At 35.3% G+C, this 26,601-nt stretch carries 35 protein-coding genes; 24 read left to right on the top strand and 11 right to left on the bottom strand.

Annotated features, from left to right (window positions below):
• Window positions 1–13 precede the first annotated feature (13 nt).
• The 3 genes from larC to larA are packed head-to-tail and all read right to left on the bottom strand — an operon-like array spanning window position 14 to window position 3,389.
• Window positions 14–1,339, bottom strand: coding sequence for a nickel pincer cofactor biosynthesis protein LarC (larC, locus tag H7T92_RS04615; protein WP_201037211.1), 1,326 nt, complete (start codon window positions 1,337–1,339; stop codon window positions 14–16).
• The gene (gene larB / locus H7T92_RS04610) at window positions 1,339–2,106 is read right to left on the bottom strand and encodes a nickel pincer cofactor biosynthesis protein LarB (protein ID WP_023919185.1); all 768 of its coding nucleotides are present in this window, start codon (window positions 2,104–2,106) and stop codon (window positions 1,339–1,341) included. The genes larC and larB overlap by 1 nt, the downstream gene beginning before the upstream one ends.
• Window positions 2,107–2,114: 8 nt before the next feature.
• On the bottom strand, window positions 2,115–3,389 hold the full coding sequence (gene larA / locus H7T92_RS04605) for a nickel-dependent lactate racemase (protein ID WP_201037210.1): 1,275 nt from the start codon (window positions 3,387–3,389) through the stop codon (window positions 2,115–2,117).
• A gap of 161 nt (window positions 3,390–3,550) precedes the next feature.
• On the opposite strand from larA, the gene H7T92_RS04600 reads away from it, so the two are divergent.
• From H7T92_RS04600 to H7T92_RS10555, 4 genes are all read left to right on the top strand, one after another.
• Window positions 3,551–4,216: a Crp/Fnr family transcriptional regulator gene (locus H7T92_RS04600; RefSeq protein ID WP_070594487.1), complete on the top strand. Its 666-nt coding sequence runs from the start codon at window positions 3,551–3,553 to the stop codon at window positions 4,214–4,216.
• Window position 4,217: 1 nt separating this feature from the next.
• A complete protein-coding gene (gene larE, locus H7T92_RS04595) occupies window positions 4,218–5,066 on the top strand; it encodes an ATP-dependent sacrificial sulfur transferase LarE (RefSeq protein WP_155200128.1) in 849 nt (282 codons plus the stop codon).
• A 3-nt stretch (window positions 5,067–5,069) separates the two neighbouring features.
• On the top strand, window positions 5,070–5,594 hold the full coding sequence (locus H7T92_RS04590; RefSeq protein ID WP_045759925.1) for a DUF924 family protein: 525 nt from the start codon (window positions 5,070–5,072) through the stop codon (window positions 5,592–5,594).
• Window positions 5,595–6,609: 1,015 nt separating this feature from the next.
• Window positions 6,610–6,678 carry a hypothetical protein gene (locus tag H7T92_RS10555; protein ID WP_375788514.1) on the top strand — a complete coding sequence of 23 codons (69 nt, stop codon included), beginning with the start codon at window positions 6,610–6,612 and terminating at the stop codon, window positions 6,676–6,678.
• Between the two features lie 67 nt (window positions 6,679–6,745).
• Here H7T92_RS10555 and H7T92_RS04585 read toward each other — a convergent pair whose 3' ends face one another.
• Window positions 6,746–6,976 (bottom strand): hypothetical protein, encoded by a 231-nt coding sequence (locus H7T92_RS04585; RefSeq protein WP_195412085.1) that lies wholly within the window; start codon window positions 6,974–6,976, stop codon window positions 6,746–6,748.
• A gap of 943 nt (window positions 6,977–7,919) precedes the next feature.
• On the opposite strand from H7T92_RS04585, the gene H7T92_RS04580 reads away from it, so the two are divergent.
• Window positions 7,920–8,282: a hypothetical protein gene (locus H7T92_RS04580; RefSeq protein ID WP_049472622.1), complete on the top strand. Its 363-nt coding sequence runs from the start codon at window positions 7,920–7,922 to the stop codon at window positions 8,280–8,282.
• Window positions 8,283–8,549: 267 nt separating this feature from the next.
• On the opposite strand, the gene H7T92_RS04575 is transcribed toward H7T92_RS04580, so the two are convergent.
• Window positions 8,550–9,038, bottom strand: a complete 489-nt coding sequence (locus H7T92_RS04575) for a hypothetical protein (protein WP_207185390.1) — start codon at window positions 9,036–9,038, stop codon at window positions 8,550–8,552.
• A 654-nt stretch (window positions 9,039–9,692) separates the two neighbouring features.
• Between H7T92_RS04575 and H7T92_RS04570 the strand changes: the two genes are divergently transcribed.
• The 11 genes from H7T92_RS04570 (at window position 9,693) to H7T92_RS04520 (ending at window position 16,158) form a co-directional block, all read left to right on the top strand.
• Window positions 9,693–9,932, top strand: a complete 240-nt coding sequence (locus H7T92_RS04570; protein ID WP_201037209.1) for a GlsB/YeaQ/YmgE family stress response membrane protein — start codon at window positions 9,693–9,695, stop codon at window positions 9,930–9,932.
• Window positions 9,933–10,011: 79 nt separating this feature from the next.
• Window positions 10,012–10,578 (top strand): alkaline shock response membrane anchor protein AmaP, encoded by a 567-nt coding sequence (gene amaP / locus H7T92_RS04565; protein WP_201037208.1) that lies wholly within the window; start codon window positions 10,012–10,014, stop codon window positions 10,576–10,578.
• Between the two features lie 11 nt (window positions 10,579–10,589).
• Window positions 10,590–10,760, top strand: coding sequence for a DUF2273 domain-containing protein (locus H7T92_RS04560; protein WP_049506581.1), 171 nt, complete (start codon window positions 10,590–10,592; stop codon window positions 10,758–10,760).
• 12 nt (window positions 10,761–10,772) lie between these two features.
• Window positions 10,773–11,381, top strand: a complete 609-nt coding sequence (locus tag H7T92_RS04555; RefSeq protein ID WP_049506582.1) for an Asp23/Gls24 family envelope stress response protein — start codon at window positions 10,773–10,775, stop codon at window positions 11,379–11,381.
• Window positions 11,382–11,426: 45 nt separating this feature from the next.
• Window positions 11,427–11,630 (top strand): CsbD family protein, encoded by a 204-nt coding sequence (locus tag H7T92_RS04550; protein ID WP_021153476.1) that lies wholly within the window; start codon window positions 11,427–11,429, stop codon window positions 11,628–11,630.
• Window positions 11,631–11,747: 117 nt separating this feature from the next.
• Window positions 11,748–11,951, top strand: a complete 204-nt coding sequence (locus H7T92_RS04545) for a CsbD family protein (protein ID WP_049472676.1) — start codon at window positions 11,748–11,750, stop codon at window positions 11,949–11,951.
• A 617-nt stretch (window positions 11,952–12,568) separates the two neighbouring features.
• A complete protein-coding gene (locus tag H7T92_RS04540) occupies window positions 12,569–12,808 on the top strand; it encodes a GlsB/YeaQ/YmgE family stress response membrane protein (protein WP_003007835.1) in 240 nt (79 codons plus the stop codon).
• A gap of 415 nt (window positions 12,809–13,223) precedes the next feature.
• The gene (locus H7T92_RS04535) at window positions 13,224–13,427 is read left to right on the top strand and encodes a CsbD family protein (RefSeq protein WP_021153475.1); all 204 of its coding nucleotides are present in this window, start codon (window positions 13,224–13,226) and stop codon (window positions 13,425–13,427) included.
• Between the two features lie 198 nt (window positions 13,428–13,625).
• Complete coding sequence (locus H7T92_RS04530; protein WP_201037207.1) at window positions 13,626–13,988, top strand: hypothetical protein; 363 nt, start codon at window positions 13,626–13,628, stop codon at window positions 13,986–13,988.
• A gap of 295 nt (window positions 13,989–14,283) precedes the next feature.
• Window positions 14,284–14,682 (top strand): hypothetical protein, encoded by a 399-nt coding sequence (locus H7T92_RS04525; RefSeq protein ID WP_201037206.1) that lies wholly within the window; start codon window positions 14,284–14,286, stop codon window positions 14,680–14,682.
• A 90-nt stretch (window positions 14,683–14,772) separates the two neighbouring features.
• The gene (locus H7T92_RS04520; RefSeq protein WP_260314284.1) at window positions 14,773–16,158 is read left to right on the top strand and encodes a polysaccharide deacetylase family protein; all 1,386 of its coding nucleotides are present in this window, start codon (window positions 14,773–14,775) and stop codon (window positions 16,156–16,158) included.
• 133 nt (window positions 16,159–16,291) lie between these two features.
• Here H7T92_RS04520 and H7T92_RS04515 read toward each other — a convergent pair whose 3' ends face one another.
• The 6 genes from H7T92_RS04515 to H7T92_RS04490 form a co-directional block, all read right to left on the bottom strand.
• Entirely contained in the window at window positions 16,292–16,975 is a 684-nt protein-coding gene (locus H7T92_RS04515; RefSeq protein WP_201037205.1) for a LexA family transcriptional regulator, read from the bottom strand.
• 8 nt (window positions 16,976–16,983) lie between these two features.
• A complete protein-coding gene (locus H7T92_RS04510; RefSeq protein WP_201037204.1) occupies window positions 16,984–17,844 on the bottom strand; it encodes an ImmA/IrrE family metallo-endopeptidase in 861 nt (286 codons plus the stop codon).
• 120 nt (window positions 17,845–17,964) lie between these two features.
• Window positions 17,965–18,150, bottom strand: coding sequence for a hypothetical protein (locus H7T92_RS04505; RefSeq protein ID WP_049502660.1), 186 nt, complete (start codon window positions 18,148–18,150; stop codon window positions 17,965–17,967).
• Window positions 18,131–19,144 (bottom strand): hypothetical protein, encoded by a 1,014-nt coding sequence (locus H7T92_RS04500; RefSeq protein WP_201037203.1) that lies wholly within the window; start codon window positions 19,142–19,144, stop codon window positions 18,131–18,133. Before H7T92_RS04500 ends, H7T92_RS04505 begins: the two co-directional genes overlap by 20 nt.
• A 29-nt stretch (window positions 19,145–19,173) precedes the next feature.
• Window positions 19,174–19,590 carry a pyridoxamine 5'-phosphate oxidase family protein gene (locus H7T92_RS04495; protein ID WP_201037202.1) on the bottom strand — a complete coding sequence of 139 codons (417 nt, stop codon included), beginning with the start codon at window positions 19,588–19,590 and terminating at the stop codon, window positions 19,174–19,176.
• A 58-nt stretch (window positions 19,591–19,648) separates the two neighbouring features.
• Window positions 19,649–19,996 carry a helix-turn-helix domain-containing protein gene (locus tag H7T92_RS04490; protein WP_049502657.1) on the bottom strand — a complete coding sequence of 116 codons (348 nt, stop codon included), beginning with the start codon at window positions 19,994–19,996 and terminating at the stop codon, window positions 19,649–19,651.
• A 649-nt stretch (window positions 19,997–20,645) separates the two neighbouring features.
• On the opposite strand from H7T92_RS04490, the gene H7T92_RS04485 reads away from it, so the two are divergent.
• The 8 genes from H7T92_RS04485 (at window position 20,646) to H7T92_RS04450 (ending at window position 26,598) form a co-directional block, all read left to right on the top strand.
• On the top strand, window positions 20,646–20,828 hold the full coding sequence (locus H7T92_RS04485; protein WP_195968996.1) for a hypothetical protein: 183 nt from the start codon (window positions 20,646–20,648) through the stop codon (window positions 20,826–20,828).
• A gap of 34 nt (window positions 20,829–20,862) precedes the next feature.
• Window positions 20,863–21,159: a hypothetical protein gene (locus H7T92_RS04480; protein WP_006149313.1), complete on the top strand. Its 297-nt coding sequence runs from the start codon at window positions 20,863–20,865 to the stop codon at window positions 21,157–21,159.
• Window positions 21,160–21,180: 21 nt separating this feature from the next.
• Complete coding sequence (locus H7T92_RS04475; protein WP_001062573.1) at window positions 21,181–21,642, top strand: hypothetical protein; 462 nt, start codon at window positions 21,181–21,183, stop codon at window positions 21,640–21,642.
• Window positions 21,643–21,655: 13 nt separating this feature from the next.
• Window positions 21,656–23,344 carry an FtsK/SpoIIIE domain-containing protein gene (locus H7T92_RS04470; protein WP_201037201.1) on the top strand — a complete coding sequence of 563 codons (1,689 nt, stop codon included), beginning with the start codon at window positions 21,656–21,658 and terminating at the stop codon, window positions 23,342–23,344.
• 207 nt (window positions 23,345–23,551) lie between these two features.
• Window positions 23,552–24,784: a replication initiation factor domain-containing protein gene (locus H7T92_RS04465; protein WP_201037200.1), complete on the top strand. Its 1,233-nt coding sequence runs from the start codon at window positions 23,552–23,554 to the stop codon at window positions 24,782–24,784.
• A gap of 14 nt (window positions 24,785–24,798) precedes the next feature.
• On the top strand, window positions 24,799–25,032 hold the full coding sequence (locus H7T92_RS04460; protein ID WP_000456042.1) for a hypothetical protein: 234 nt from the start codon (window positions 24,799–24,801) through the stop codon (window positions 25,030–25,032).
• Between the two features lies 1 nt (window position 25,033).
• Window positions 25,034–25,591 (top strand): conjugal transfer protein, encoded by a 558-nt coding sequence (locus H7T92_RS04455; protein ID WP_201037199.1) that lies wholly within the window; start codon window positions 25,034–25,036, stop codon window positions 25,589–25,591.
• Between the two features lie 11 nt (window positions 25,592–25,602).
• Complete coding sequence (locus H7T92_RS04450) at window positions 25,603–26,598, top strand: conjugal transfer protein (protein WP_201037198.1); 996 nt, start codon at window positions 25,603–25,605, stop codon at window positions 26,596–26,598.
• Window positions 26,599–26,601 lie beyond the last annotated feature (3 nt).

The following is a 26,601-nucleotide window of genomic DNA, read 5'->3' as shown; positions in this document are numbered from 1 at the left end:
AATGTCTCCTAAATTAATAAATGTATTTTTGTAATTGGTGATAAACTTCTTGAATTGGCAACTGCATCTCCGTAGCAATACGCTGACAGTCTTCGTATTCAAGTGTTTTTTTAGTGGTAGATCCGTACTGGTTAATTTTTACCGTAACGGGTCCAAATTCCGTATCGATTTGTTCAAATCGACGTTGCATGACCTTTCGGTCGACTTGTTGGTATCGAAAACCAATGGTACTGGTTTCTTTGAACAAGAGGGCTGAAAAATCTTCCAACTGACTTCCCTGAATCAAGAGAATCAATTCAAAGCCAGGGCGATTCTTTTTCATAACGACGCTACGATAGTAGACATCTAAAGCTCCAGCGTCCAGGAAACGGTGGATAATATAACCGAGTTGCTCTGGTGTTTGATCATCGATCGTAGTGGTGATCTCAATAATTTGATCTTCCGTGCGATGAACAACAGTGGTGCTGTGAGAGGTGTCTTCTTTCAATAGCGAACCGCGTAAAGCATTGAATTTTCCAGTCTCTCTTTTACCAAATCCATAGCCCACACTTTCGATGGAAAGGTGAGAGGGGATTGGTTCAAAGATTGGGGACAATGCTTTAAGGAGGGCTAACCCTGTCGGAGTAATCAACTCCGTTTTAACTGTGAAGTCTTGAGTAATCGGAATAGTCGTTCCTTTTCTCAACTGCATCACAGCGGGAACCGGAACAGGCATTTCTCCATGGGCAACTGAAATGGTCCCACTTCCCTCAGTGAGAGGAGTAGAGTAAACTGTATCGATACCGAGCGATTCCACTAGGATGAAAAAACTAACGATGTCGACGATGGAGTCAATTGCACCAATTTCATGGAAATGAATCTGTTCGACAGGCATGTTATGCACAGCTGCTTCGGCCTTTGCGATATCAAGAAAGACTTCAAGACTTTTTTGTTTCACAAAAGGACTCAACTGTGAAGCGGCAATCAGATCGTGGATATCCGCATAACTGCGAGCATCCGCGTGGGAATGGTGATGATGATGTTCATGATCGTGATGATGTTCATGATCGTGATGATGTTCATGATCGTGATGATGTTCATGATCGTGATGATGTTCATGATCGTGATCAAAATCACCTTCAATCCCCGTATCTTTCTCCCCGTGGTGAAGGTGAACATCGAAATCAGTTCCCCAAATTGCGCTTTTTGCGACGCGATGAACGTGGAGGTGGAAACCATCCACTCCCAGTTTCTCGAGTTCTGTGTGAAGAAGGTCGACATCTGCCCCAAGGTCCACAAGAAGACCATTGAGCATATCGCCACTTATTCCAGAAAAAGGTTCTAAAAATAGACTGGTCATCAGTTTTCCTTTCGATTGTGGTTGAGTCGATTGATCATACATGCTGAATAAGCTGCACCAAATCCGTTATCAATGTTGACGACCGTTACGCCAGAAGCGCAAGAGGTCAACATACTCATCAAGGTTGTTAGTCCTTGAAGGTTGCTTCCGTATCCAATGCTGGTCGGAACGGCAATAACGGGGACATCCACAAGGCCTCCTACGACACTGACAAGAGCTCCTTCCATACCGGCAATCACGATGATTACACTGGCTTTTTGGATCTCTTCTAAGCGATTGAAGAGGCGATGGATGCCGGCGACTCCCACATCATAGATTCGGCGAACCGAATGGCCAAAGGTTTCTGCAGTGACTGCAGCTTCTTCTGCAACAGGAACATCACTTGTCCCTGCTGTGACGACCGCAATGTAGTGTTCAGGATCGGCTTCTTCCTTTTTAGAGTTGAGAACGAAGCAGCGGGCTTCTGGATAATAGTGGCCAGTCGGAAAGCGCTGAGAAAGAGCCTCTCCCTTTTGGAGAGAGACTCTTGTTGTGAGGATCGGCAATTCTTTTTGTGAAAGAAATTGCAGGATTCCTTCAATTTGCTCAACTGTCTTTCCTTCGCCGTATACGACTTCAGGGAAGCCGTTGCGACGTTGCCGGTCAGTATCAATTGCTGCATACCCTAGTTCTTTAACCCCGTTGATTTGCTCAAGCGCATCCTCTACTGAGAGATGACCTGCTTGCAAAGAACGGAGTGTCTGTTCTAGATTGGGTTGAAAATCCATGTTTGATTCTATTCAACAACGACAGAAAGTCCGTCGCGGATAACTGTTACTTTAGCATCTTTTCCTTCACGAGCCAAGGCTTTTTCAAGCGCTTCGTCAAATGAAGTTGCAAGTTCCATATGCATACCTTTGATCAATTCAGGATCTACAAGGTCAGATACAAAGATAACATGGTGGTGTACCAAAATACGTGCCAAGATTTGAGAAGTCCATTGGTCTGGGACAGTCTCTAAACGAGGTGTATTGATGGCTTGTTCCAAGAATTCTTTTGGATCTTCTACGTCAGCAAGGTTGCGATAGAAACCTTCTCCACCGTGACCGTCTGCACATCCAGCCACCATGATGATTGTTCCGCCTTCTTTGTTAGAAGCTTCGGCTGCAGTCATCCCTTTAACAGCTTGGTAGATGTTTTGGTCAAGTGGGAAACCACCGTTTGTTGAAATTGTGATGTCGCTTTCGATCTTAGACACATGTGCCAAGTCTGCAACGAATTCACAACCAACTTTGTGGGCTTCAACCATGTCCCCAGCGAAAGATCCGATGATGTGTTTTTCGCCGTCCAATACAACGTTGACGATGAAGGCCAAGTTTGCAGTACGAGCAGCGTAAAGCATATCTTCGTGGATTGGGTTGTGGTCAAGGTTACCAGTACGTGCCTTATCAGAATTGATGAAGTCACCTGAGTGGTTCGCCATGATAGTTTTGTATGATGCGATACCTGGAAGGACTGATTTACGTCCACCTGAGAATCCAGCAAAGAAGTGAGATTCGATGAATCCTTCTGCTAGCAACAAGTCAGCTTCAGCAGCGATCTTGTTGATGATACAATCACCACCTGAAGGAAGTTGACCGATTTTCACCATGTCATCGTCGTTTGTTGAAATGTGCATAACGATTTCTTCATTGTCAACGATTTCTTGGCCGTATTTATTGATCAATTCTTCACGAGTTGAAGGACGGTGGAAACCAGTAGCAACCAAGATACGCACGCGTGCATCAGGGTTAACTGAGCGAATACGACGCAAAATGATTGGAGTGATGATGTGAGAAGGGACGGGACGAGTGTGGTCAGAACTGATCAACACGATGTCTTTTTTGCCTTTAGCAAGTTCTTCCAAAGTTGGGCTGCCGATAGGGTTGTCCATTGAACGTTCAACAGTTTCTTCTTCAGACAGTGGGTTATGGAAGTTTTCCGCCTTAGACTCTAACAATCCTGCAAAGTTTTCATCTGGAATCTTTGCAACAATCGATTTTTTGTCGTACGGTAATTTAATTTCTACCATTATTTGCGATCTCCTTTATTAATACTGATACTTATAGTATAATTCTTTTTAAAAAGAGGTGTGCACCAATTGATGTCAACAAATGTTAACTATATTGTTTAAGAACAGGTGTATCATTAGTGTGACTTCTATGAAGAGCCAAAACAGGAGGAAAAACGCGCGTGGATTCAGCATTTTTAGTGAAATTCTTGGAAGAGAGGCGAACGCCTATTATCAAGAAAAAATACCACAGCTACCTCTCTTATCGCGGGATTAAAGAGGACTATATCTATATTTTAAAAGAAGGGGTTGTCAAGACCAGTGTCATCATGCGTGATGGTCGAGAATTTAACTTTTCCTATTTAAAAGCGACTGATATTGTATCCTTGTTACGGGATGAGGTATCCAATTATACGGACTCGCCTTTTAACGTGCGCGTCGAGACAGCTGAGGCTAGTTTTTACCGGATTCCTCGGGTCAAGTTCTGGACCTTTGTCAAAGAAAAAAAGGAACTGCAAGATTACGTACGGGATTATTATCGCAATAAACTGTCTGAGAGTATGGAATCCCAGCAGTACATGATGATGAATGGGAAAAAAGGCGCAGTTTGTTTTCACCTACAAAAGCTATGCAGCTTATTTGGGGTAGAGCAGGACGATGGTATCTTGATTGATTTCAACATTACCAATGAAGATATTGCCGGTTTTTGTGGGATTTCGACGCGAAACAGTGTCAATCGCATTCTCAATGAATTAAAACGAGAAGGTGTTTTAGACATTCGACAGCAAAAGATCGTTATTTTGGACATCGAACGAATTGAAGAATTTATTGGAAGGGAAACATTCTAACATGGCAACAGAAGCACAAATCAGAAAAGAAAAAGAAGAAAAATTACAAGATATTTTACGAAAAATCGGAAAGGTAGCCGTTACCTATTCAGGTGGGATTGACAGTTCTTATCTCTTGAAGGTGGCCTTAGATACCTTGGGACCTGACAATGTTATTGCGGCCGTCGTGAACTCTGAGATGTTTTCAAATGAAGAGTTCGATCTAGCGCTCGACTTGGCTGATCAGCTAGGAGCACCTGTGCTTGGTCTGGAAATGAGAGAATTGAGTGATCCACGGATTGCTGCCAATACGCCCAATATTTGGTATTACACCAAACAATTGATGTACCAAACTATTAAGGATTCAGTTACAGAACTGGGCTTTAAGCAATTGGTGGACGGCAATATTATGGATGATATCGACGATTTTCGCCCTGGTATCAAGGCTCGGGACGAAGCGGGTGTCCGCAGTGTCTTGCAAGAAGCCGGCCTCTATAAGACAGAAATTCGTCAATTGGCCAAGGAAAGAGGGGTCTCCAATTGGAATAAGGTGCCATCTTGTAGCGTTGCCTCACGCTTCCCATACGGAGTGAAAATCACTTCAGAAAATGTACAACGGGTTTTTGAAGGGGAAGAGTTCCTTGTAGGACTTGGCTTTGAGCAAGCCCGTGTGCGTGTGCATGGAGACTTGGCGCGCATCGAAGTGGAAAAAGACCACCTGCTTAAAGCCATCCAACTGCATGACAAGATCAATGACTACATGAAAAAAATCGGATTTACCTATGTAGCCTTGGATTTGGCTGGATATAAGTACGGCCGGATGAATGATGCATTGGATGAAAAAACAAAAGAAAAAATTATGGCAGGTTAAGCAATGAAGGAAGTGATAAGGTTCTGGTTTGAAGAGTTGAAGCCAGAGGATTGGTTCAAAAAATCAGACGCACTGGATCAAGAAATGCGCGTGCGCTTTGAAGAACTTTACTGGAAGGCCAGTCGTGGAGAATTGTTCAGCTGGCGCACTTCCGCCCAAGGGCGCTTGGCAGAGATTTTGCTTTTGGACCAAATTCCTCGGAATATTTTTCGAGGGACGGCCCAAGCCTTTATGACCGATTCGCTTGCCTTGGTCTTGGCCCAAGAAGGCCTAACACAAGCTCAAGAATTACCAGTTGTACAAAGAGGCTTTTTCTACATGCCCTTTATGCATTCGGAATCTTTAACCATTCATGAAGAAGCTCTGCGCCTATTTGATCAACCGGGCTTAGAAAAGCGTTTGAAGTATGAGAAGATGCACATGGACATTCTTCAACAATTTGGGCGTTATCCACATCGGAATGCCATCTTAGGACGGCCTTCGACCAAGGAAGAAGAGGAGTATTTGAAAGAACATTCTGGCTTTTAAGGGAAGATGAGGCCCACAGATTTCAAAACTCTTTTCTCTCTTCATGAAATTGCCTGAAACAGCAGGCATGATGTCAGAGTTCCCTCACCTAGGCTTTTCCAAGCGTCTAAAAAATGGTATAATGAACTGTAAATTTCACAATTTGGAAGGAATGTTATTGCTATGATGAATATGCAAGACTTAATTTAAGATTCTTAAAGTCTTGTTATCCGTCAAAATATTGATTTTAAGCAATTTTGCATTCGATAAAATCAACAATTTATAGATGTATTACATTATATTGGACAGTAAATGGACAGTGACAGAGTGTTTGAAGGAGAAAAAGAGGCCTAAGGGTCTCTTTTATGTTAATTACTTTCATTATTATAAATTATGGTCAGCAAAAAAAGCTCTTTTAGAAGTGACTTACCATATAGTGAAAATTCATGTGAATAATGATGTAACAATAGATTTAGAGTTTTTAATTTTCCTAGTAGTAAAAAAGATTGAAGAAAATTATCTAAAATAGACTTTTTCTTCAATCTAATACATTATAATCATCTTTTTGTCTGATTACATCTAACCTAACTTATCTTTTTGTGGTGCTGATATTAATACGGATATATCGTATCAACCACATTATGATTTTGTAAACTATAAATACTAATATGGGAATAAATATGGTTGTTTGTATCGAATTATAAATCATTGGGGAATAATGATTGATTACCGAAAATAAGCAAAATATTAAAAAAATAATAATAAATTCTTTAAGATTCTTCATGTCATACCTCTATTCTGCGGATATTCTACCAATCTAATTTATTTTATTATCCACGTTTTTCATTCAGGATTTGATAGCTCTCCTCCTTTTATAATATTACTATACCAAAATAAAGTTACAAAACTGTATCAATGTCTGTTATAATGGAAATTTCAAATAATGTCCATTATAACAGACATTAGTAAATTTTAGAAAAAGATCTATATTTGGCTATAGTTTTACTGAATCTCTACGACTATAGATTAATAATGTATACACTTCTATACAAATAGTAGAAAAGGACTCAGTCCTGTGCAATACAGAACTAAATCTTTTGGATAGCCTATTTGCCTAACTTTTTTGGGGCCAGTACAATCTGGTTGCTAGGGCTTTATTATGCTATATCTTACTAGGGATGATGATCTTTTTCAGGATTGCTCATGATATGTGTAAATATTTCTTTATATTTATATTTCAGATATTTTTCGTGTAGAATGAACAAAGCTACGTAAACAATCATAAAAACAATAGATAAATACAGCATATCAAATGTACTATGTCCAAAATAAGTTGCGGACTCATAAGATCCAATAGCTCCTAAGACCAACCAAGGAATATACTTGTAATACTTAGTTACCATAACACAGTCCCTCCTTTAATTAAACTAATGAGAATATCTAAAACTAAAAGTCATACCTGTACTTGTAGGATTATAATGATCTAAGGTCATCAAAGTGCTAAATTCTCAAACCAACTTCTACCGATAATAAACGTGGAAGTTAATTTGTCAAAACATGCTATTAAAAAATAAAAGGGAAAACTTTTTTGTTAAAAAAGGTTAACGTTACTATTAACCAAATATAGTTTTTAGACAATTAACTATAAGTGGTCTAAGTAATGGGATTAAGAATAGACCTACAATGATACCTAAAATAAATATTAGAAACATTTTTTTGAAGCTTCTTTTGTTCATCTATGGACACATCCCTTCTAACCTAAATAATCTATTTATTGAATTCGCTTTCATTATAACATTGTTATGCATTAAAGTCAAATAAAATAAACTATAATGTTATAGTATGTAATTGTATAAGTGGGCAATATCATAGTAAAAGGTCCTGATATAATTTATTTGCCAATGACAAAAAGTTATAAATATACCCATGAAACTTAATCCGTTAATTCTTAACAAAAACAAAGTAATTATGAAAGCTAAAAGTTGTAGGGAGATCTTGTGGGAAATCCAATATAGATAGTAAAAGCCTGATTTAAAATAACTAAGAGGATTAGATAATTAGTTTAAGTAAAACATAACACGGTCATGATTCATGAGTCGTGTTATTGTATGATAAGCAAAAAAAGCCTCAACTGTTGGGGTTGTAGGGAATTTTAGTGGTGGGATTTGTCCGTCCTCTAATCTGAAAATAGCTCAGAATGGCTATCTCAGCATCATTTTTAACAATTTATTTTACAAAAAATGTCCGTTATATCAGACATTTATTAAAATTTCTATTATAACAGACATTGACACAATTTTGTAATATTATTTTGGTAAAATAATATTACAAAAGGAGGCGAAGGATATGAAAAAAATTATAAGTGTTTTGCTACTGTCAATAATGGCAGTTCTATTAATTGCATGTTCTAAAAGCAATCAACAATCGTTGGATGGTGAATATTATTGGATATCGGACGAAAGAAATGAATTAGCATTTACTATAAAAGGTAACAAAGGTTCTATTGAGCATGGAGAAGCCGATAACTTTAGTATTGATAAACAGAAGAAAACCATTGAGTTAACTGGACAAGATATTGCAAACAGGACAGAAGAATATTCGTTTAACGATGGAGTCTTTTCTGTTGATATTAGTGGAATGAAACATGACTACTACTTAAAAGGTAGCAGTGCATATAAGAAAGCTCTTAAAGAATTTGGTTATAGATAAGAAAATACACCTATTTTACCGAATAGGTGTATTTTAGTGCTTTTTAGATGATTTATCTATTTTGGACTTATCAATTTGTACCAAATAGTTTATATTTCTTACAGAATAATTTAATTAAAATATTAGAGAAGAGTATATTTTTTCCTTCGACCTTTTCCTTAATTAGTTTACCTGATTTTGAAAAATTTGAACACAAAAATAATGCCATGTTATTAACTTTTTCCTCTTAATACACTGAAAAAATGGTAATGAAGATATTAAAGAATATCAGTTATCATTTTCTCTCTTTTGCATAGAGAGAAACTCTTGAAGGAATAGTTTTTTAGCCTCTCCATCTGATGAAGTATCTAAATCCTCGATAATCATTCTGGCTACCTCTTCGCGTGAGGTTGTTCCGTACTCTTCTAACAATTTATAATCAATCCGTTCTTCAACGTTTGTATACGGATAACGATCAAGTAATTCATCGATACGATTATCAAATTCATACTCAGTCCATAACTCTTCAAAGACATCCCTATAATTCTCTATATTAGACTCTGAAGCAATTAAAGATAATGTATCCAGAAAGCCAGATTTATATCCTTTTATTTCTGAACAAAGAGCGATGACTTCATCTTTATTAATTTTGGTTAAATCTTCTCGGATGTCTAACAAGTCCTTATCTCTAAAAAGTTTTTCAAAACCTTCAAGTTGAGTATTGAAGCCGCTTAGTTTTGAATGCTCTGGTTGAACCAATATTTCTCTAAAATCCATAATAATCTCCAAATTTCTCTAAATAAAATATTAGAGTGTCATGAATAGACACTCTTAGAATGGCAGCTAAAAGTCAAATTAGCTTGGAAGGGCTTACATATAAATATTATACATTTTATAAAAGTATACGTCAAATTTTATAAAAAACTCTCTATAAAATATAGTATTTTAAAAAAATTTTTTAAAAAAGCTCAAATTTCTATCGAATAGAGACTGATAGATCATCCTAAATTAAACATAAAATACAATAAAGTGAATTTTTTATTCATTTTATTAGTGATCGAGATAGAACAAATAATATAGAAAACAAACAAGACTAAACACGCTTTTATAGGTATATAAACAAATGAGTATAAAAAATAGCATAAATCAAAATGTTGTGAAAACGCAAACAATCTTACTATATAAAGGTTTGTTGTCGAACAAGAATATTTATGCTTTTTAAAAATACCCAAGCATTTTAGTTGACTTTGTTTGGGTAAAGGTTTATAGTTATACCAATCATAGAAAAATATTTTGGAAAAAAATATCCAAAATAAGATTTTAGCTAAAATTCTACTATTTATTTTATCAATTCAAATTGATAATATTATTAATCAATGGAGATAGATAATATTTAAATAAATATTCTTTGATTTAGAAAGGTGGCCCATTATGCTATGGTCTATTATTGTAGGAGGCCTTATTGGTCTCGTTGCAGGAGGAATTACTAAAAAAGGTGGTTCAATGGGTATTATTGCTAATGTTTTAGCAGGTTTAATTGGTTCATCAGTTGGACAATCCCTTTTGGGCAGTTGGGGCCCATCTTTAGCAGGCATGGCATTGCTTCCTTCAATTGCGGGAGCTGTCATTGTTGTTAGTGTAGTTTCATTCTTCTTAGGAAAAAAAGAATAATTTTCTTTTTCAAGAATAAATCATAATCTTTAAGACAGGGCAAGGTTATGATTTGATTGTATTCATGAAAGGATTCAATATGTCAAAATCTAAGAAAATACTTTCTCTTATATTTTGTATTTTAATCTTGACAATTTTGATTCCTATTTTGCTAGATTATCATAAAGTTAGCGGTTTAGAGCTCCATTTGATTAATTGGAAGAGGATTTCTTTTTTAGGATATTATCTTTCTAGATACATTTTTTGGGGTACTTTAGTTCTTTCAATTTTAATTTTATTCTCTATGATAGTGATAATTTTTTATCCTAAACAACATTTAGAGATAGAGTTAGAAAATGCTGGTGGTGAACTAAAACTAAAAAGTTCTGCTATTGAAGGATTTGTTCGTAGTGTGGTTAATGAAAACAACTTCATTAAGAACCCTAAAGTTCGTGTAAATAGTCGGAAAAATAAATGTTTAGTTTACGTGGAAGGAGAAATTCTTCCTTCAGATAATATTATTAAAAGAACTCAGTCTATAAAAGATGAAATCGGTAATGGATTAACACAGTTTTTTGGATTAAATCATGGTGTTAAGCTTGATGTTTCTGTAAAGGATTATAAGCCTAAAAAACCAACTAAAAAAACTGTGAGTCGTGTAAAGTAAGGAAATAAAAAATGGAATGGTTTAAAAAATACCAGTATCCACTCCTGTCTGGGTTAGCAGGTATTATTTTAGCTTGCTTCATCCTCTCCTATGGTTTCTTTAAAACATTATTTGTTTTAATCTTCGCCGTCTTAGGAGCTGGAGTTGGATATTATTTACAACAGAAAAATTTATTTAAATAAAAGGAGTTTCATATGTCAAACGAAAAAAATATCAAAGAAACTAATGCGAAAGCAGAAGATGTTAAACAAACTAATGTAAAATCAGAAGAAGTGAAGGGTGAATTGACTTACGAAGACAAAGTCATTCAAAAAATTATCGGACTTTCTCTAGAAAAAGTAAATGGCTTGTTGGCTGTTGACGGAGGATTTTTCTCTAATCTAACTGATAAGATTATCAACACTGACAATGTTGCTAACGGAGTAAACGTTGAAGTTGGTAAAGAACAAGTTGCTGTCGACTTGAATGTCGTGGTTGAATATCAAAAGAATGTTCCTGAAATATACAAACACATTAAAGATGTAGTTGTATCACAAGTTTCTAAGATGACTGACTTGGAAGTTGTTGAAGTGAATGTGAATGTTGTTGATATTAAAACAAAAGAACAATATGAAGCTGACTCAGTAAGCTTGCAAGATCGTGTGACTGGAGTTGTTGAATCAACAGGTGAATTCGCATCTGAACAGTTTGAAAATGTTAAAACAGGTTTAGGAAATGGATTCTCAGCAGTTAAAGAAAAAGTTGGTGAAGGCGTAGAAGCTGTAACTGACTCTTCATCAAATGAAAAACCACGTGTTCATTAATTTGAATTTGGATATATAAAAACATATACAAACGGAGGTAAGACCATGTCTACAGAAGAAAAAGTAAACCAAGCAAAAGGAGCAGTCAAAGAAGGATTCGGTAAATTGACTGGCGACAAGAAAACAGAAAAAGAAGGAGCTGCTGAAAAAGTAGTTTCTAAAGTTAAAGAAGTCGCAGAAGACGCAAAAGATGCTGTTGAAGGAGCAATCGAAGGCGTTAAAAATATGATTAAAGGTGACGACAAATAGTTGTCAAGATAAAAGATGGTAAATGGTCATAAGCCAACTAATAGGTTAAATGACGATCAGATTTAATTCGAGTAAAAATTATTCATAGAATAAATAAATTATAACGGAGGCAAGACTATGTCAACTGAAGAAAAATTAAACCAAGCAAAAGGTGCTGTAAAAGAAAAAGTTGGTGAACTAACTGGCGATGAAAAAACAGAAAAAGAAGGAACTGCTGAAAAAGTAATTTCTAAAGTTAAAGAAGTTGCCGAAGACGCAAAGGATGCTGTTGAAGGAGCAATCGAAGGCGTTAAAAATATGATTAAAGGTGACGACAAATAATAGTTATTTGTTATCATTCAATCACAACTAGTCTATCCTAAAAAAGCACCCTAAATTCTATAGTTTTTACATCTACTATAGAAGATGGGGTGCTTTTTGATCAAGATTTTTAAGAGGCTGTTACTATACAGATATGTTGAGAATCTAAAAAAATCTCTTAATGATATAAGCAATTAGCTACATTTCTGCTTTGCTTTAAAAATTAACGAAACACACACTTTGTATTTATTTTATACATTAAACAAATGTAAATAACTATAAAAAATAAAGTGAGATAAGACATAATTTAAAAGCAGAAAAATATATATAAATCAATATACAATAGAATGATTCAACATATATTTTCTATTTGTTTATCACAAACAATAATACTATTTAGGTATTTTGTTTTATAATTTAATATATTTCAACAATTTTAAAAAAGTCAAGTATTTTAGTTGACTCCATATAAAAAATAGGCTATAATTATATTATCTCTAGAAAAGTAAGCGCTTTAATTTTTATTCAATGAGAGACTTTTAACTAAAAAATCAAAATACAAAAATGTTATATTCATCATACTTGCTTATTGAATGTGATTTAAATAGCGTTTCTTTGAGATAGAAAGGAGTCCTATTATGCTTTGGTCTATTATTGTAGGAGGTCTTATTGGTCTCATTGCAGGAGGAATCACAAAAAAGGGTGGTTCGATGGGTATCATTGCTAATGTTTTAGCAGGTTTAATTGGTTCATCAGTTGGACAATCTCTTTTGGGTACTTGGGGACCATCTTTGGCAGGTATGGCATTGCTTCCTTCAATTGCGGGAGCTGTCATTGTTGTTTGTGTCGTTTCATTCTTCTTAGGGAAGAAGGAATAAATTTCTTTTTTCAAAAATAGATCATAATCTTTATAACAGGAAAAGATTATGATTTGATTGTAGTTTTGAAAAGATTCGTTATTTCAAAATTACAGAAGAAAAAGGCAACTAAGTAAAAGATGCTGTTTAAGGCGCAATCAAAGTTATAAAGAATTTATTTAATGGTGATGACAAATAAGTCATAAGTATAATCGATTTTTCGTGTTAGATCAACATACTCTATACAATTTTTAGTTCTGTTCATATTAACTTTTACAATAAGATTATATAGGCTATAAGCTGATATAATCAAATAAACCTAAGTAAAGCACTATTTCAATTTAACTGAATGATGGCACACTTAGCATAAGATTTAAGCGAAAAATCGGTTTTCTTTTGATATAAAATAAAATATATTACAGATGGAGGTAATAGTATGTCTACAGAAGAAAAAATCAATCAAGCAAAAGGTACAGTCAAAGAAGGATTCGGTAAATTGACTGGCGACAAGAAAACAGAAAAAGAAGGGGCTGCTGAAAAAGTAGTTTCTAAAGTTAAAGAAGTCGCAGAAGACGCAAAAGATGCTGTTGAAGGAGCAATCGAAGGCGTTAAAAATATGATTAAAGGTGACGATAAATAATTGTTAATAGTCATCTTTTAGTCCCTAATGACGCATTCTAATTAGCTCCACTATGGAGAATAGAGTGCGTTTTTGATTTTGTGAGATTAATTTGCTATTGTAACAGACATTTTTAAAAATTGCTGTTATCATAGATATTTTCGTAGTATTCCTGTAATGGTATTTTGTTATAACATAAACAATTAAGGAGGTATTACATTGGATAAACTATTGATTCTACTATTTTTAACGATTTTGAGTATGCCTTTAATTTCATGCTCTAATCAAAGAAATCAGACTTTGGATGGGGAATATTATTGGGTTAGTGAATCTAGAAATGAACGAGCATTTACTATCTCAGGAAATAAAGGGATACTTGATAGTAGTGTTGCTGACAATTTTGTAATTGATCGAAAGAATGAAACAATTGAGTTAATGGGTTCGCAAATGTTAAACCGTACAACAAGTTATATATATGAAAATGGTGTCTTTACTGTAGATATCTCTGGTGTAGAGCGTGATTATTATAAGAAAGATAGTGAGGCTTATAAGAAGGCACTGAAGGATTTAGATGAAAATTGACCACAATAATTAATCTTTTCTTTTGCTCTTGTCATTTAACGCTTATCCTATACAAAGGGATTGAGCGTTTTTATATTATAGTCTTTCTTGGTTATGAATTGATTCTCAGTTTTCCTAGTGTACCAAATCCTACGAATTTGACAAAACTATATAAATTTGCTATAATAAATTTATATAAGGAGTTGAATTAAATTACTACAACTAAGAAATATCCTTTAAATAATAAGCTAGCCTTGTTGCTTACTGTTACTTATAAAATAGAACAAGTTGTATAAATAGAAAGTGAGATTACTAGATGAGAATAACAAGTTTTAGAGATATGGACACCACTGAAGATTTTGAATTTGTAGAAGAAAAAATGGGAGATTATTTCCGTTGGGGAATTGCTGATTTCTATTCACTTCAACAAGCTACATATTGGATTGGTGATCTTTTAAGAAAAGAGCCTAGCGCTAATTTTGAAGTAAGAGCACGCCTTTCAGGAAGTGAAGATGTAGATGACTATGAAAGAATTGTGTTGTACGAAGGGAATCAATGTTTTGACAACTGGTTCTTAGAAGAAAAAGCAAGTTTCATGTCTCCATATTCCATGGTTCTATTTCTCAATAAAGATACAAATGTAGTATATGCGATTGAGAAAAACGAATTTGATGAGCCTGGACATGTGAAATATTTATGTGAGATAAGAAAATAAGAGAGTTGAAAAACTCTCTTTAAATCTAGTTAATAGTGTGTTGAAAATTTTATTTTTCAAAACCTTTTGTTAAAAAAGGGGGATCATAAAATGGATATGAAAATTAAATACATTAAAATACTTGTATTGCTATTCGTTAATTTTTTTTTAATTGGAGCTGGTATTATTACATATCAAAAAATTCAAGAGAAGAATGCGATTAAGAATTATACTCAAGAATTCTCGAAAGTTACAAGAGAAGAACGAGCAAAAGCGAAGAATACTGTCATTCAAAAAGGTATGGTTGGGGAAAACTATTTAGAAGCCTACTATCCTAAAATAGATGGAGAGCCTATTGGTCTTGTGAGGGATAGAATCCTTGCGGATGTAGGTGAACTTCCTCAAGAAGTGATAGAAAATAAACAGCCCCAAAAATTACTTTTTTATCATACTGAACTTTTAACAGAGCCTTTTGTAGGTGTTCATCCATATCAGATTAACCGTATCCGTTATAAATGGAAGAATGATAAGTTTATTAGTGAAAAATCAGAAAAATTGTCTTTACTCTATTTGGATGATAGCGGAAATGCTTTTCAGTTTACTCAATTGTTTGCTGATAGTGATGCAGTAAAGGAAATATTACTGATTGAATTACGATCACAACTTGTTTTTCTTCAATTAAGTGAGGAACGTATTGAAGAAGTTTTGCAGGTTGTTTCAGAATCAGATATGGCCAGCTGGGGATTTACTTATGAGAAAGGCACTTTTCTCATTGACTTACCAGTTGAAATAGAGGGAATGGGAACTTTTGATGTTCCACTATCGAAACTTTATGACGTTATCGATATAGATCGACTTCAACCTGAAGATTTAAAAGGCTACGAAGCATATCAAGAACAACGGAATAAAAAAATGGTTGCCTTAACTTTTGATGATGGTCCAGATCCGAGCACAACACCTCAAGCTTTAGAAATTTTAAAGAGGTATGGTGTTAAAGGTACGTTCTTCATGTTAGGGAAGAATGTTGCTGCATATCCAGAGGTAGTAAAGAAAGTACATAAAGAAGGCCATGAAATTGGAATTCATACCTGGGATCACCCGATTTTAACAAACTTACCTTTGGACGATGTTGAACATGAAATAATGGACACACAGGATATCATTCAAAAAGTGACAGGTATTCAAACGAAAATTACTCGCCCACCATATGGTTCCATTAATAGTGCTGTCCAGTATGCGGTAGATCAGGCCTTTATAATGTGGGATGTAGATACCTTGGATTGGAAGACTCATAATACAGATGCTATTCTACAAGAAATTAAAAATGAGGTTAGTCCAGGTTCCATCATTTTGATGCATGATATCCATCAAACTTCCATTGACGCCCTTCCGACTGTTATTGAGTATTTACAGTCTCAAGGATATGATTTGGTAACGGTTAATGAACTATTGGATCATAAAGTAGATAGTCATCATATATATTATAGAAAGAATTAAGAAAGTAATTGTAAAGAAAGAGAGTTGAAAAAAACTCTTTTTTTCTATAAAGAAGTGGATAAAATGCTGATATAAAGTGGATATCTAATTTTAATTTTTGTTTGAAATAGTAGTATGAAGTGTTTAAAACGTATTATTTGTAAGGTACGAAGTTCCCAACAATAATTCCTACAATTCTAGGATCTTCATCATACGATAAAAAAATATCTTGATAGTTTGGATTGATAGAAACTAACCGTAAGCCTTGCTCTTCACGATAAACTCGTTTAATGTAGGTCTGGCTATTACAGACTATGGCATAAACTGCTCCATCATAATCAAATCCTGTCTTACGAATGAGAGCCACAGAGCCATTTTGATATTTGGGCTCCATTGAGTCACCAGAAATCCATGAGGCGAAATCATGGGCTAGTTCTTCATTAAAATAAACAGTATCATAGTTCTGATCGTTATAAACCGATGAGCCAATACCAGCAGACATTTTTTCGTAAACATGGTATTCGTATAGTTTTTCTGATATCGAAACAACATTCTTACATTGTTCTTTTTGAGCTAAGCTTCTGACATAACTAAGTGCATTATTCTTACCTTCATCCGATAAAGTATTATATATTCGGACGATTTCGATCTCTGTAAAAAAATCTTTCGGTACATTTAGAATCTGCTCTAGTTGTTGCACTTTTTCTCTAGATGGTTGTTTTATTCCACGCTCCCATGCAGAATAGGCCTGGTAGGTAATACCTAATTGATCTGCAATATCTTTTTGAGTCATTTTTAGCTCTTTTCTGCGAGCCTTTAGTTTTTCTGGTTGGTACATCGTTTCCCTCACATTAATAGTAATTTCAATTCAGCTTTTTGTTTTGCCTCTTTGTCCGTTAGCTTATTTTTATCCCAAACATAAGCTATAGATTTTCCTTTGTCATAAATGAGCCATACTCTTAAATTATTACAGTAAGTCTTTATTGTTTTCCAATTCTCTTGATCTAGAAGTTCTGGATATTCTTGACTAGTCACGAAGCCTTTTTTGATTACTGATTGCTCAATCTTATTGATTAGAGAAGTCTGATAGTTGTTGAATTCCTTTATAATCTGTTCTTTGACACCGTGAAACAAAAGGAGTAGTGTGGCATTTTGTCCATCAATATAAGCATCGATAGCCTGCTTAATGGTACTTTCCTTTCCAGGATAATATTCTCTAAGAAGATCTAAAAGGCGATAAAACAATGCCTGTTTTGAAACATCCAGGCTATTTTGAATGTGTTGAAAGGTGTCGCAACTATAATAAATCTTTGACAACAAAACAATGTCAGGCATTAATACTACAGCAGAGAAAATATTCGCTTCTCGCTCTAGTAGGTTCTCCTGATTATCAATAGATTCAGTAAAATAATTTCCTTCATGCTCTAGGATAAAATGTCCCAGTTCATGACATAGAGTAAAATTTTGCTTTACAATTGGATTATCCTTTTCATAGGAAAAACTAATTCCTAATTCATCGATAACAGTTAATCCTTCAATCTTACGATTAGAGAAGTGGTGACTAATCACTTGAATCTGATATTCTTGAATACAGTGTTGAAAGAAGTAGTTGAAATTATAATTTAGTAATGAAATGTCATGATCTTTCATATACTGGTATAACACATGTTTTGTAGAATTACTTATTCTTGTATACAATTCATCCAAAGAATGATACCTCCTTTAAGTATAAAATACAAAACTAAACCAATTTAGTTGAGTTTATTATATAAAAAAAGTGGATGTGTGTCCACTTTTTTTATATTACGTTAAATATATAAACATAGTCTAATTATTTCTTTTTTTTACCAAAGCTGAAAGTGCTATTCCTCCAAAAGTCAGCAACGCCCCTCCAATTTTATTCCTGTGTTCTCTATAAAATCTTTCGTGCTCTCCACAGAATTTTGCTTTTGGAGAGTATACTTCTTTATTACATCTAAAGTATTTACATGTTTTAACTTTCTCTTCTTTCATTCGTATCTTCCTCTACTAATAATGTTTCTGAATGGTTAACCAATGCATTGATATTTTCTGAAATACTCTGTGTCAAATTTATAAAAGAGCTGCTATTTCCTTTTGTAAAATTATCAATTTTCCAAGCTAAACTTTTTCCATCATATTTAGGCTCAAGTAAAGTTTGCTCAGTAAAAGCTTTGTAATTGCTTAATACAGCTATAACAGACTCATGTTCCTCTAATACCGTATAAGCAACAACATTTAACTGCATTGCAGATGATAGGTAACTAATTGATTGTTGAAGCAGAGTATTTATTCTTTTTGCATCTTTTGAATTGGTTTTAATGTTGATAAAGTCTAAACCATCTGTGTAAATTGACATCATTAGTTTTGCAATAGTATTATTATTTTCTTTAATCGCTGAAAGTAGTAATTCTTTTTTTAATTGCTCATTTCTGGTTGCTAAGGCCTCTACAATTAGTTGGCGAGCACTGAAAAAGCCTGAAAATCTATCATTGTATTGCCCTTGTTCCACGCGGATAACTAGTTCATTTAAGCTTTCAATTTGTTCTGAAATAGATGCTAGTTGCCCTTGTATTGCAGAAAGCTCAGGTAGATTCCCTAACTCTTTGACAGTCCTTTTCTCTAAGGTTACACTACTTTTAATTTTTCCAGATTCAGTATCTTTTAATACTGCATAGGTCTCGCCTGTCTTTTTTCGTATACCATAACTCCATTCTCCCGATTTTAACTTTTCTTTTGCAACTTCGGATAATTTTGCAACGTATTCTACATTGTCATTATCATTCTTTTCAACAAGCTTTTTTAATAATTTAGCTTCGGGAATATGAGCAAATAAATTATTTCTAATCTTATTAGCAACTACTAAAGAGGCTTCTTTTTGCAGTGGAGTTAATGAATATGATTGGAAATCATAGTTGTATAATTCCTTTTTTCTGACATCAACTTCAAAATGCTCCATTTTTGGTATTTCAATTTCAAAACTTTCCATACTTTAATCCCCATTTTTGGAACTTTAATTTAAAGTTCTATAGTTTGTATTGTTTCTAGATCTTTGGTGACGATCGCAGTATCAAATCGTATTTCAAATAAAACTAAAGATTCCCCTGCTAATTCAATAGTATTTTTGTAACCTGGTACTTTAGCAATAAACTGGTCCGCCACTTCAAAAATAGTTTTGGTACTTTTTTGAACTAAGCCCTTAGCTTTTACGTGTTCATTTCCAGAGTGTGGAATTGTAGTAAATGCAATATGAAAGTTTGATTCCATTTCCTTAATCTTATCATTATCTTTGAAAGATGCGAAATAGAGTGTATTATTGGTTGAATCAAAAACAAAATTTACTATTCTTACATTTGGAATATTGTTTACAGATGTCGCTAAGGCAATTTCTTTTTGTTCTGACATTATTTTCAAAAATTCTTTTTTTACATCCATTTATAAAACACTCCTTTTAATCAATGAAGTTATCGAACAAAAAAGGCTAATTTTTTATTTACTTATTTTTTTCAAATGCTTTTTTTCTCTTTTCCATAAACTCGATCAACTCTTTCTTGAAAATAGCCTTTTCTTCTTCGGTTAGACCATTTGAATTCATACGGAAAAGAAGTTCTACATTATCTAACTCGTCTTCTTTTAGATGTTCATCCGAATTACCAACTAAATAATCAATTGATACATTTAAAACTTGTGCAATCTTGACTAAATTATCTTGTGTTGGTTTTTTAGCTCCACGTTCCCATGAAGCATAAGCTGGTTGCGAAATTCCTAGTTTTTCAGCTACATCGACTTGTGTAAGATGTGCTTGTTTTCTAAGGTTTTTTAATCGTTCCGAAAATTCCATTTTAAACCTCTAAAATTTTTTTGTATTAATTTCAAATAATCTCTTGACAAATATAACCAATGGTTATATAATATAAAATATAGCCGAGAGTTATATTGGTTTTAAAAATAATAACGCCTAACTATCGGCATTATGATCATTGACAATTAAATAAAAAGTGCGTCTGACAACCAGAGGACTGACTATCAAACTACACTAAACTTCGTACCTTTATTGTAATCTATTTGATAGGTAAAGTCAAGTCCGTTTTATGGTTGAAGTGAAGATATAAAACATTTTTGTGGGCTTCCACGCATTTCGGACTTTCGCACTTTTCCGAATAGTAAAGTGAACTGGCTTCGCCAAAGGGCGTAAGAGAATCCCTTGGGTATGATGAGGACTACCTGAAGAGATTGGCTGGGAAAGCGATGGTAATTGACGCAAAGCACCTTGCTAAACGTTGCCACCGTGAAGGAGGGATCCTTCAACCAAATAACTTTTCTTTACTGCTGTCTATCTAATAAGATAGACCTACTCTCAAGCTACTAAGTTCTTTCCTTTTTTCACTTAGTAGCTTTTTTACTTATTACAATAAAGGAGAACTCTATGACAAACTTTTTTCGCACTACAATGTAAACGACTCTATGATAACTATGAATTTACCTATGGCATGTTTAGCGAATCTGATAAACTACAGGCTAAACTCTATGCTCAAGCTCAAATTGATTTAGACAATCTCGCAGATGATGCTCGTAGAAATGGCTATGCTCATGGGGATATTCAATTCTATAGTCGAATGTTTAAACGAAAACTATTTACCCACTATTACTCAAGAGTAAAGCAACTAGCTTAACTCTTTTTATTTTACACTCAGAAAGGAAAATCTTATGATCTCAGAAACACTTAAAATGAAACCAGAATTTATTGGCCCTGCTTACTATGAACGTTTAGGAAATGCTCCTAAATTTATTTTTGGAAAAGAAGGCAAATACCAACGTCACATTCTAAACAGCGCAGAGCACGGTGCCTTTCATGTCATTACACCAGCCTCTACAACGGTCTTTCCAGAAGATGCTCTAGTAGAAACAGTCAACCCAATCTTTTTCCCAGACACTGCTTTAAATGGCAATACTGTTGCACCATATCTCAATGTCTTTGCGGAAAAATTGGTAATCAAAAAATAAGAAATAAAAGGAGAAAATTACATGGCTAAAATTGGATTAAACTACGGAGAAAAACTACAAATTGCTGACAAGACTTATCGTGTTATTACAGACGGGTTAGATGTCCCAGCTGTCCTTGGAAAACTGACTTTCCGAGGTGTTGAAGGTCCTGATATCATCTTTGAAGTGGATCGCTCACAACGGAATCCTGATGGATCGTTTGTACAAGTCAATACAGGTGAGATCCGTGGAATTGTTGTAGGGATTCATTCTTCTGTCCAGCACGAAACACTCTTTTTCACGATCGCAGATATGTCTGAGTCTGAAATTGAAGACCTGGGCATTAAATACCGAGAAGAAGTTGAACTGGAAGATATTGTTATTACGCATACTCATGTCAATCGTAATGATATCTATAAGCTCTTTGCTTCTAAAATCAAGAAAAAAGCTGGAAGTGCACCAACTAAAGAAAACAAACCAGTAGAAAATAAGAAGGAGAACTAGGAGGTGATTCAGGATGAAACTCTTTACCTATCGTGGAAAAAGAGTTCGAGTTTTTCATCGTAAACTAAAGGGAATCACATGGTTTATCTGGTGGTTTCCTTTTTTGTTGGCTATTAGTTTCTACAGCTACTTACATTTAGAAGAATTAAAAGTCCATCCCTTACCTCAAGGATATTTTCTAGAAGCTGGATTTATCTTTTCTTTGATCTTATCTTGGTTTATTAATCGTGTTTGCTACAGGAAGGTACTTTTTTTTCAAAAGCTCAATAGTCTTCGAATCCTATCTCGTTTCTTGCTAGAAAATAACCTCTATCTCGTTAAAAAGGTTAAACGTGAAAACAAGATCATTGAAAAAATCACCTTACCTCAAGTGTATGTCAAACAGTCTCGCTACAAGATTGAAGTGAGCTTCATTCTAGAAGGCAATAAGTTCCAAGATCGCTTTTTAAATCTAGGAGCTACGCTTGAAGTCATGTTTAACGGGGACTTTCGCAATAAAACCTTTGATAATCGCTTTATCAAATATGAAATTGCTATTAACCGAATTGATAGCAGGATCACCATTAATGAAGTAACAGTCAAGGGATCCAAACTCCAGCTCATGAAAGATGTATCTTGGGATTATATTGAAGAACCTCATCTTCTCATCGGCGGTGGAACAGGTGGAGGAAAAACAGTTGTTCTCATGACCATAATTTATGCATTAGCTAAAATTGGCTTTGTCGATATCTGTGACCCAAAGAATTCGGACCTTGCTGGATTAAAGAAAATTCCAGTCTTTCATGGCCGTGTTTATACTAGTAAGGAAGATATCATCAACTGTTTTAAAGAGAATGTAGAGTTCATGGAAAAACGCTATGAAAGGATGTCCACTTCGCCAAAATTCCAAGCTGGAAAGAACTTTACTCACTATGACATGAAACCAAAATTCATTCTTGTAGACGAGTGGGCAGCTCTTATGGCAAAGATTGACCGTGACTATAGCCAACAGTCCGAACTCATGGAATATCTCTCTCAGTTAGTTTTAGAAGGTCGTCAAGCTGGAGTCTTTATCATCTTTGCTATGCAACGGCCTGATGGGGAATTCATCAAAACGGCTCTTCGGGATAACTTTATGAAGCGTCTCTCCGTCGGTCATTTAGAATCAACAGGATATGACATGATGTTTGGAGATGCCAATAAAACCAAAGAGTTCAAAAAGCTGGATGAAATTAATGGAGTCAAGGTCAAAGGACGGGGCTATATCGCAAACAACGGAGAACTGGCTGGTGAGTTTTTCTCTCCCTATGTACCGCTTGATCAAGGTTTTTCCTTCTATGATGCCTACTCTAAAATTCCCATCATGGAGTTTGAAGGAGAAGTATTCTCAGTATTTGAAGAATATAAACCACCGGTTGAAACAATTAATCCTATAGAGGAAGAGGAGACTATAAAAAACGAACCAAACAAACGACCACTCAAGGAATTTGCGGACGAACAAAATCTTAAAATGCCAACCCTACGCAAGATTATCTATCTCTTAACAGAACAAGGGATCATCTTTGAACGGACTGTATCCGCTATTCTAGTGGATCCTTTTCAAGAAAAACTTCTTCTTGAAATCCTCGTTCAATTTGAAGAGGGAGGACGCAGGTCTTATCCAAAAGCAGTTGAAGCGACGATTGTTCATCATGGGCTAGGACAAGGGCAAGGGCAAGCCTGACCGCAGGTCAGGCGCAGACCGTAGCCCGAAGTCTCTAGGCCATGATGAAACTTCAACCCCCGTTTTCTAATAGGGGGGTTACATTTGGCAAAAACGCCAAGTCCACCCCTCCTCATTCCTTATGGGAGTTGGGTTTTCAAATTTTATGAAGTGTGTCATTTTCATCAAAAAAGTGTGTCACTTCGTTAGAAAGAGGTGTTGCGATGAATGGACAAAATTAGTCCTTTTCATATTAAGAATTTCAGAAAACAAACAGGACTTAGTCAAAAAGCATTTGCACAAGCTGTTAATCTACCTACAAGAACCTACCGCTCTTATGAAACAGGCGAAAGAGGACTGACGATTGATAAGTTTAGAGAACTTAAAGAAAAACTTGGTTACTATCAAGATTGCGATAAAAACAGTCTTCGAGCTCAAATTGACTATCTACGATTGACATTTCCTAGATTAAAGGATTTAGATGCTTTCTGTGAAAACTTCCTTCACTGCCACCTTAGCGAATTTACAGATCAAGAAACCCGTCTCATGAACTATACCCACTTATGGCAACGAGGGAATATCTGGATTTTTGATTTCTTTGATAAGTCTGTAACCAATGACTACCAAACTTGTCTTCAACTATCCGGTCAAGGATGCCGTGAGCTGGAATTGCTTTTAGAAGACAAGGGAATTACTTGGCAGATCTTTCTTCAAAACATTCTTTATTCCTATGAAGATGTTCGGGTGAAGCGTCTCGATATCGCTCTAGATGAACTCTATAAAGGGTACGGTCACGAGGACGAACAAATTCAAATCCCCAAACTGATTGATAAACTCTATTCCAAAGAGATTGTCCTAGACACGATCAAGAAATGGAATATCACGGGTGGTGGATCTTTCACAGATAATGAAGATATGGAAGCGAATCACGGCTTGTCCATTTACTTTGGAAGCCGTCAAAGTCAACTCTACTTCAACTTTTATGAAAAGCGCTATGAAATTGCTCGAATGGAAAACATCTCCTTGGACGAATCCTTGGAGATTTTTGGTATATGGAATCGCTATGAATTGCGTTTTTCAGATCAGAAAGCTCAGGGCATTGTGGAAGAATACATCAATGGTGTAGATCTCGGAGAAATTGCTAGAGGCATCATCAATAAAGAAATCCAAGTCTATGATGGTCTCACTCGCTTCGGAGCCTATAAACCTGATGAAAAATGGCAAAAACTCTTTGGAGGTGTTGAACCCTTAAAACTTTCAACCAATCCACAACCATACAGTATTGAGCGAACGATTCGCTGGCTGACCTATCAAGTTGCTAACTCTCTTGCACTAGTCACTGAAGCAGACAAGATCCTCCAAACAGAATACATGAAGATGATTCAGAACAGCGGAGAGATTACTGATCGAGGAAAAGCCATGTTACGACTTCTCAAAGCCAATAAACACTATGAAAACTAGAAAGGAAAAACTATATGGAATACAAAGTTCAAATCAATTCACTAGAAAACTTTAAAGCTTGGTCTGGTGGACTAACCACCTTGAACACTGTCCGTGAACGTGGTGGAGTGGATACCCTAACCGTCATTTGTGAAGATATCTTCTCTGGTGATACGCCAACAGAAGGACAAATCAATGACTGGCTCTGGTTTGATTCAGATTTTATCTACCAAGCTCTAGGCTACGATGATCTGCTTGAGGCTTCTTGAGATGCTGAAGAAGATTTATCAAGCAGATTTTCTGCTTCTTCCAGAACAAGAATTCTGGCATATGTACGTTCTCTTACGAAAAGGAAAGGACTTCTACTATGAATGTGCTGGAAGATCTACCGAAAAAGCACCAGATGCGAAAGGTTTCTATGACTATGAACATGCCTGTTTCACGCTAGATGGTCAAGTGTTGAGCGTAAATAAGAAAATGCGCCCCTCACTCATTACTTATATCCAAAAGACCATCAAAGACAATCAAGAAAAATTTAGAAAGGAAATTGAAATGGCCACTAAAACTATTTTTGAAAAGAAAGTCTCTCAAGTCACGAATGAACTGGGAGAATTACTGAAAAAGAAAGATCACAGAGAGGCTTGGACCAAGGCTGGAGAATTAAATAGTCTCCTAAAAAAAGAAGAAGCCAAGGATCTAAAACCTGACCTGATCGAACAACTCCAAACTGAGCTACGAGGCTACTATTACATTAATGGCGAGATCGAAAAAGCCAATAAGCGCCTCTATGCAAAAGGATCAAAGCTCATTGAACTAGCTGCTCTCTAAAAGGAGGATCTATGGATAAAGCCAAACGCTACTTGCTTCAAGCAAAAGAATATCTCTCACACTTTAAAAAGGTGGAGAAAAAAGAAGGTCCACCAAAACTAAAAGTCACCAATAAAAAGACCGTCAATATCGCAGTCATAGGAGGAATTTCTTTCCTCCTTTTTGTTGGTCTCTTGGGATCTATTCGTGCTATCACACTATCAAATAAAGTAGGAGCACTACAAGCTCAAGTGGAGGCTACTAAAAAACAAAAGGCACAGCCTATGGAGTCGAGTAGAAAATACGACTATAAACTCCAGTACTACTTGAACGACTATGTCTACGCTTATTTCACCCTTCCGCAAGAAGGAGATAAACAACAAGCTCAAGTGGAATACTTAAATAGCTTTTACAACTTCATTCCTGATGTGAAAGCTCAAGGTCAAGTTCGAAATCCTAGTGAACTCCTCTATTCTCAGTTAGTGACTGTAGAAGGGAAGGTTGCGACCTATAAGATCAAATACAAGGAAACGATCCGTCGGGATAATAACACAGAAGAAAAAGAAATTGTGACAGGTTTCAATATTCCATTTGATGAAAAAGATGGGAAATATTATATTTCTGGCCTTCCTTGGTTCTCTGTCATTGAATCCTCACAAGCTGGACACTTTAGCGAAGACGATCAGCTTCAATTAACCGCTAACGATCACTTTTCAGATGGTCAGCGTAAAAAAGTTGAAAAATTCCTCAAAGTCTTCTTTACCAACTATACTACTAACCAAGACAACCTCAATCTGATTGCTAAGGATGTGGATATCATCGCAAATAGCACTTTCAAAACGATCGACTACACTTATCTCAAACAGGACGGTGATGATTTAATCGCTTATGTCCAAGCCACCTTTGAAGTTGGAGGTACCACTCACTCGGAAAACTTCACCTTTACTCTATCAGAAAAAGAAAAGACCTACTATGTCTCAAAACTAGAACACACCATTCCACTGAATTATGCAAATAATAAAGAATAGGAG

This window comes from Streptococcus parasanguinis (assembly GCF_016648855.1).
GTDB classification, from domain to species: Bacteria; Bacillota; Bacilli; order Lactobacillales; family Streptococcaceae; genus Streptococcus; species Streptococcus parasanguinis_L.
Note: the sequence above shows the minus strand (reverse complement) of the source record. Positions and strands in the feature narration are given on the sequence as shown.